The organism is Microbacterium sp. (assembly GCF_032084865.1).
In the GTDB taxonomy this organism is placed as follows: Bacteria; Actinomycetota; Actinomycetes; order Actinomycetales; family Microbacteriaceae; genus Microbacterium.
In genome coordinates this window covers 1-6,438 of the sequence record NZ_DAMDLU010000155.1, presented here as the reverse complement: position 1 = coordinate 6,438, position 6,438 = coordinate 1, and the positions used below count along the sequence as shown (strand labels likewise).

Here is a 6,438-nt window from a genome sequence, read left to right as displayed (position 1 = left end):
GTCGTCGGAGCGGCCCCGGGTTGGGGGCCGGCGGTCGTCGGCAGAGCCGTCGGCGAGGCGGCTGTCGGGCCGGACTCGGCCGCCGGCGGGCCCGCGGCTGTCAGCATCACGATGAACACGATCCCCGCCGCGACCAGCACGGCCACAGAGACGACGGCGACTCTCATCGGCGTCGACCAGCGTCCCCTCACCACGGTGCCCGTCATGGGTACCGCCTCCCCTCGGGTCTGATCCTCCCCAGACAACCCGCTGCGCAGCCAGAGCCGCGCACTGCACATCGTCTCATAGAGAAGGATCCGCGGCCAGACTCCGTCGGTCTCGAGGGGGAGGGGCCGAGAGACGGAAGATGACCGCGGATCCGGTCTCAGACGCCTCCTGACGAGACGTGCCGCAGGTCAGTAGGCGCCACTGGGAGCGATCATCACTCGCGCGGTGCGCCACATGATCTGCAGGTCGTTGACCACCGACCAGTTCTCCACGTACCGAAGGTCGAGACGCACGCTCTCGTCCCACGACAGGTCGCTGCGACCCGAGATCTGCCACAGTCCGGTGATGCCCGGCTTGATGTACAGCCGGCGGAAGACGTTCCCGTCGTAGCCGGTCACCTCGCTCGGCAGCGGAGGCCTCGGCCCCACGACGCTCATCTCTCCGGTGAGCACGTTCCAGAACTGCGGCAGCTCGTCGAGCGACAGCTTGCGCATGACCCGGCCCACCCGCGTCACGCGCGGGTCGTCCTTCATCTTGAACAGCAGACCCGATCCGTCGTTCTGCTCGCGCAGGGCGGCGAGCTGCTGCTCGGCATCCGTGTGCATCGAGCGGAACTTCACCATCTTGAACAGTCTCCCGTCGCGACCGACGCGCTCCTGGAAGAAGAAGACGGGGCCGGGGGAGTCGAGTTTGATCAGCAGCGCGAGCAGGGGATAGGCGAGTGCGATCGGGATCAGCGCACAGCCGGCGACGGCGATGTCGAGCGCACGCTTGATCAGGTGCTGCCCACCCGAGTACGTCGGGATCTGCACTCGGATGAGAGGCAGGCCGTCGAGAGCCTCGAAAGACAGCCGGGGCCCGGCCACATCGGCGAGCCGGCTCGACAGCACGAGTTCGGCCGCCGTCCCCTCCAGCTGCCAGCTGAGCCGCTTGACGAACTCCGCATCCCCCTGTGGGCGGCTCGCCACCACGATGGTGTCGGCGCCGATGTCTCGGGCAACCGTGCCGACCGTGTGCAGGTTGCCCAGCACCGGGTACGTCCCGTCGCCGACGACGACCTCTCGCGCGTTGCCGTCGAGCAGCGTCACTCCGACGACGCGAAGGCCGGCGGAGTTCGTGCGGCTCAGGCTCTTGATCACGTATTCGACATCGTCATGGTCGCCCACCACGAGCGTGCGCGACGAGAAGGCGCCCTGTGCGCGCTGTTTGGTGAGCCACCGTCGCCACGACCACCGACTCAGCACCAGCAATCCCAGCCCTGAGGGGAGGGCGACGAGCACGAGCAGCTGCATTCCATGCAGGCTCAGAAGCACATCGCCTAGGGCCAAGACGCCGAATGCCAAGCCGGTGGCGTGCGCAACTCCGCGATACTCCGCCGCACTGGGGCGGAAGAGAGCGGCGTCGCGCGTGTGGGTGCCGCCGAGCATCGCCAGCCAGAGCACGCACAGAAGGGACGCGCGCAGGATGGTGTCGAGCGGGTCAGCCCCCAGCTGGAGTTGGATGCTCAGGGCGAGACCGGCCGCGAAGCCGATCACCCCGACATCCGTGACGTGCAGGATCGCGCGGTAGCGACGTTCCCACCGTCGCCGCTGATCGAGCGTGGTGGTTGCGCGCGGTGCCACGACGAAGTCGGGCACCGCGCGCAGAACTCGTGGCTCGGAGACGACGCGAACGTCGCCTCCGCCGCGGGCATACGCCAGGACTTCCTCTACGGAGGTCATCGCGAAGCTCCACGAGCTGATGATGTACGCAAACCCCAGTGCGACATGTCTTCCCCAGATTCCCCAGACCCGCCGCCGCAGACGGCGGGCGTTTCGATGGCACCGACCCCTCGGTGCCTTCTCCCGTGACCCCAGATCACGAGGCGGATGCGGCTCCCCAGCCGCGCCCACGTTCAGAAGCAGGACGATCAGATCATCGAGCCGGCGGTCCGCGCACCTCGCGCCCGTTCACGGCGACACCGCCAGACCGTCGTGCGCGAGCGTCTTGAGCGCTCGGAGCAGCACCGAGGTCGGGGCGTGCACAGAGGTCGGAGTAGGCGGCGCGGCGAAGCCGATCTCGACGTAGACGGCGTCGGCGTCGGCGACGAGCACATGGCGGTGCTCCTGCGCATCGCGAACGATGTTCCGATGGCCGATGTGCGAGGCTTCGAAAGCCTCGGCGGCAGAGCCGATTCGCGTCCCCATGATCTCCCCAGATCAGTACTCCTGTACGGATCCCCATCCGTATCACGGCTCCCCAATGGCCGTGGGTGTGACTCTACTCGGGGGAACGCGCTCAAGGCAAGGAACCGCTCCCGCGAGTTTCGCCGAAAGACGAAAGACGCCGGCTGCGTCGACAGCCCCGGGATCACCGGCAGGCGCCGGCAGCGTACCTGGCCGACTGATCAGCGTTCGTCGCGCTGCCCGGCGACCACCTCGTCCCGCCTGGCGGGCGCCTGCTCGACCGGCGCCCAGCGTGGCGGATGCCGCCTGACGAACACCCGTGCGATGAGGCACCCGATCGCGGTGCCGAGTGCATTGGCGATCACGTCCGAGAGGGTCGGGTACCGGCTGGGCAGCAGAGTCTGCACGAGCTCGATCGTCGCACTCGCCGAGTATCCGATCAGCAGCACGACCCAGGCGTTCGCGCGGGGGAAAGCCGCGACGAGCAGCAGGCCGAGCGGTACGAACAGAGCGATGTTCGCGAGAAACTCGAACACCGCGTAGCTGGTGGTCAGAGAGATGTCGGTGTGTGCGCTCACGAACCGGGCGAAGCGGAACACCACGCCGGTGACCTTCGACGCCGCGGTGGCCGGCAGCCAGACGATCAGTGCCAGCGCAACCGTGTACGGCACGAGCAGCACACGAGCGAGGACCGTCAGAGGCGACAGGCGCGGGCTGGGCATGCGCCCGAGTCTAAGAGATCGTGCTCGAGGCCCGCTCAGCGCGCGCCCGCCTTCGCCTTCACCCGCCCCCGTCGCTGCGGCTTCGTCTGCTTCGCGGTCAGCTCGGGCTCGGCCTGATCGATGACGTGCGTCGAACCGTACGTGTACGCGCCGTAGCCGTAGCTGTCGGGCCCCTTCGTCGGCAGCATCGTCACGACGGTGCCCAGCAGGTCGACCCCGGCGGTGGCGAGGCTGCGCACGGCGCCGGCGAGTTCCTGCTTCTTCGTCTTGCCGGATGCCGCGACGACGATCACTCCGCGGGTCTTCTTGCCCAGCACGGCGGCGTCGGTCACGAGCAGCAGCGGGGGAGCGTCGATGAGCACGTAGTCGAAGTACTCGCCCAGGGGCTTGAGCACCTGGTTCATCGCCGCCGAGCCGAGCAGCTCGCTCGGGTTCGGGGGAACGCGTCCGCTCGTGAGCACGAACAGCTCGTTCGTTCCCCACTTCTGCAGGGCGTCGGCGACGTCGACGCGGCCGATCAGCACGTCGGTGAGCCCGACGCCGCCCTCGAGGCCCATGTAGTCGGCGACGCGCGGCAGGCGCAGGTCGCCGTCGATCAGCGCGACGCGGGCGCCGGTCTCGGCGAGGGCGATGGCGAGGTTCGCCGTGGTGGTCGACTTGCCCTCACCCGGTCCGGCGCTCGAGATCACGAAGGTGCGCGGACCGCCCTCGACATCGAGGAACTGCAGGTTGGTGCGCAGCGTGCGGAACGACTCGGCGCGCGGGCTGCGCGGGTCGGCGTGCACGATGAGCGGGCGCTTCTGCGCGTCGGGGTCGAAGGCGATGCCGCCCAGCATCGGCCGGTCGGTGATGTCTTCGAGGTCGTGCAGGGTGTGGATGCGGGTGTCGAGCACGGTGCGCAGCATCGCAAGGCCCACACCCAGCGCCAGCCCCAGCAGGCCGCCGAGCAGGATGAGCATGCGCACGTTCGGCGCGCTCGGCGCGGTGGGCGCGACGGCGGGCTCGGTGACGGTGACCGACACGGGGCTGCTCGCGCCCTCGGCGGTCGGGCGCTCGAGGGTGCTCTGCACGACGTCGGCGAAGCTGTCGGCGACGGCGTTCGTGATCTCCGCGGCCTGCTCGGGGTCGCCGTCGGTGACCGAGATGTCGATGAGCACGGTGTTCAGCGGGGTGGTGGCGCTGACGCGTGAGGCGAGCCCGGCGACGGTCGTGTCGAGGCCCAGCTCGTCGATGACGGGGTCGAGCACGAGCGCCGTGTTGACGACGTCGACGTAGCTGGTCACCATCTGCCGTGCGAAGGTCGTGCCCTGCACGAGATCGCCGGTGGCGGCGCCCTCGGTGCGCACCGAGACGTAGAGCTGGGTGGATGCCACGTACTTCGGCGCCTGCAGGGCGGCGTACCCGGCGCCGCCGGCGAGTCCCAGCACGAGCAGGATCAGTATCAGGATCCAGTTCTTGTGCAGGATGCGTACGTAGTCGCGAAGCTCCACGCGGATCTTCTCCTCAGTTCAGGCAACTTTTCGATTCTCACACACGGGTAGCCGCGCGACGGGTCACGCCTTGGCCAGAGCGCCGTACCCGTACGTGCCGTAGGCGGTCTTGTCGGCCCCGCGAATGGGCAGCATGGTGACGACCGTGCCGAGCACCCGCCCTTCGGCGGCGTCGATGCGCGCGGCGGCGGCGGTGAGGTTGTCGGTCGTGGTCGCCTCGGCGGCGGCGACCAGCAGCACGCCCGTGGTCAGCCGCGACAGCACGGCGGCATCCGTCACCGGCAGCACCGGCGGTGCGTCGATGATGACCACGTCGAACGCCGCCTTCAGATCGCCGATGAGAGTGGTCATCGCGTCGGATCCGAGCATCTCGGCGGGGTTCGGGGGGATGGTGCCCGACGGCAGCACGAAGAACGTGCCTCGGCCCCAGCGCTGCATCACGTCGTTGACCGCGACGCGGCCGATCAGCACGTCGGTGAGGCCGATGGCGCCCTCGATGCCGAACAGCGGTGCGATGCGCGGCTTGCGCAGGTCGGCGTCGACGAGCGCGACCCGGTAGCCCGCCTCGCCCAGCGCGATGGCGAGGTTCGCGGCTGTGGTCGACTTGCCCTCGCTGGGCCCGGCGCTGGTGACGACGAACACGCCCGTCGCGTGCGGGGGGAAGAGGAAGCGCAGGTTGGTGCGCAGGCTGCGGAACGCCTCGGCCCGCGGGTCGAGGGGCGCGTTGGCGACGATGAGCGGGCGGGCGGATGCCTGCGGGTCGAACGCCACGCCGCCCAGCACCGGCGCGGTGACCGCCTTCTCGACGTCGGCGAGGGTGCGGATGCGGCGGTCGAGCACTTCGCGCAGCAGGGCGATGCCGATGCCGGCGCCCACCCCGAGGATCGCGCCGAGGGTGATCGAGAGCGGCAGGTTCGGCGCGGCGGGCCGGGTCGGCACGGTGGCGGGCTGCACCGGCACGATGCGGATCTGGTACGAGGTGTTCTGCTCGCGACGCTCGAGCCGGTCGGTGATCATCGTGGCGAAGCTGTCGCCGATCGCGTTCGCGATGCGCGCGGCCTGCCCGGGGTTCGGGTGGCTGACGGTCGCGGTGATGATGACGCCGTTCGGCGCCACGCTCGTGCTCACCGAGCGCGCGAGTGTCGCGGGTGTGGCATCCAGCCCCAGATCGTCGATGACCGGCTGCAGCACGAGCGAGCTGGTCAGCACGCTGCTGTAGCTTCCGACCACCTGCTGGGCGTAGCTGCCGCCCTGGGTGAGCTCGACCGCGGTCGAGTCGCCGCCGGTGTCGACGTTCACCATCAGCTGCGTCGACGCCTCATACCGCTGCGGGGTCATCAGCGCGACCACCGCCCCGCTGCACACGCCGATGACGGTGGCCGCGACGATCACGACGAGGTGTCGCCGAAGCACGCGGATGAAGTCGCGCAGATCCATAGGTCTCCCGTGGCAAGACGCGGAGGAAGACCCCCCGGGTATCCTCTGAGGGTATCGGTGCCCGGCGGAGGCGACGACTGCTGCGCGACAGGAACGGTGATGAGCACACTCGAAGACCTCTTTCCCGGCGGCCGTGGGAGCCGCGAGACGCCGCCGGTCGACGGCGATGAGGTGATGTCGCAGCGCCTCGAGCAGCTGCTCGGCGACCGCCGCCGTGAAGAGCTCGACCGCACGCATCGTGCGTCGGCACGGCCGGCGCTCGTGGCCATGGTCGACTCGGCGGTGGCGGATGCCAAGCCGCTCGGCACCGTGCCGCCCGCATCGCTCGTCGACACTCGCCGTCCCCGCCGTCGCCGCGACCTCATCAACGTCGTCGCGGCCGGACTCGCGGTCGTCGCCCTGGCGGCGACCGGCATC

Annotated in this window: 7 protein-coding genes; 2 read left to right on the top strand and 5 right to left on the bottom strand. The window is 69.6% G+C overall.

Annotated elements, in window-relative coordinates:
* Window positions 1–231: hypothetical protein (locus tag RT309_RS13100; RefSeq protein ID WP_313357704.1), on the top strand; the 231-nt coding region annotated here is incomplete at its 5' end.
* A 164-nt stretch (window positions 232–395) separates the two neighbouring features.
* On the opposite strand, the gene RT309_RS13095 is transcribed toward RT309_RS13100, so the two are convergent.
* From RT309_RS13095 to RT309_RS13075, 5 genes are all read right to left on the bottom strand, one after another.
* Window positions 396–1,928, bottom strand: a complete 1,533-nt coding sequence (locus tag RT309_RS13095) for a sugar transferase (RefSeq protein WP_313357703.1) — start codon at window positions 1,926–1,928, stop codon at window positions 396–398.
* A gap of 228 nt (window positions 1,929–2,156) precedes the next feature.
* Complete coding sequence (locus RT309_RS13090) at window positions 2,157–2,393, bottom strand: hypothetical protein (RefSeq protein WP_313357702.1); 237 nt, start codon at window positions 2,391–2,393, stop codon at window positions 2,157–2,159.
* Between the two features lie 200 nt (window positions 2,394–2,593).
* Window positions 2,594–3,094, bottom strand: a complete 501-nt coding sequence (locus RT309_RS13085; RefSeq protein WP_313357700.1) for a VanZ family protein — start codon at window positions 3,092–3,094, stop codon at window positions 2,594–2,596.
* A gap of 35 nt (window positions 3,095–3,129) precedes the next feature.
* Entirely contained in the window at window positions 3,130–4,584 is a 1,455-nt protein-coding gene (locus RT309_RS13080; RefSeq protein WP_313357699.1) for a polysaccharide biosynthesis tyrosine autokinase, read from the bottom strand.
* Between the two features lie 63 nt (window positions 4,585–4,647).
* Window positions 4,648–6,021 (bottom strand): polysaccharide biosynthesis tyrosine autokinase, encoded by a 1,374-nt coding sequence (locus tag RT309_RS13075; protein ID WP_313357698.1) that lies wholly within the window; start codon window positions 6,019–6,021, stop codon window positions 4,648–4,650.
* 99 nt (window positions 6,022–6,120) lie between these two features.
* On the opposite strand from RT309_RS13075, the gene RT309_RS13070 reads away from it, so the two are divergent.
* Window positions 6,121–6,438: hypothetical protein (locus RT309_RS13070; RefSeq protein WP_313357696.1), on the top strand; the 318-nt coding region annotated here is incomplete at its 3' end.